The 281-nt window shown below is 53.0% G+C and carries 1 protein-coding gene; it reads left to right on the top strand.

The features are described from left to right. Positions 1-195: LuxR C-terminal-related transcriptional regulator (locus tag EN861_RS35095; protein ID WP_135928264.1), on the top strand; the 195-nt coding region annotated here is incomplete at its 5' end. Between the last annotated feature and the right edge of the window lie 86 nt (positions 196-281).

Genomic DNA, 281 nt, shown 5'->3' with positions numbered 1-281 from the left:
TTGACCTCGAGGCAGCGAGACGTGCTCAAGCTGATGGCCGAAGGCTTCTCAAACAAGGAGATAGCCCGCGATTTGGACATTTCTGAAGCAACGACCAAAATCCACGCCGCTGCGGTATTGCGTGAGCTAGGAGTACGCAACCGCACCGAAGCAGCCGTCGCGCTACAGAACTGGCGTACGAAATTTGTTGATTAGGTTTCGATTTCGCGTCGAGGCAACCGCAGCGAATATCGTAAACCGCCTTCAAATATCTCCAACTTCGAGGAATGGCCAATAAGCGG

The sequence above is a fragment of the Mesorhizobium sp. M8A.F.Ca.ET.218.01.1.1 genome (genome assembly GCF_004791165.1).
GTDB lineage: Bacteria > Pseudomonadota > Alphaproteobacteria > Rhizobiales > Rhizobiaceae > Mesorhizobium.
The sequence above is the reverse complement of the archived record's forward strand: the minus strand, read 5'-3'. Positions and strand labels throughout refer to the sequence as shown.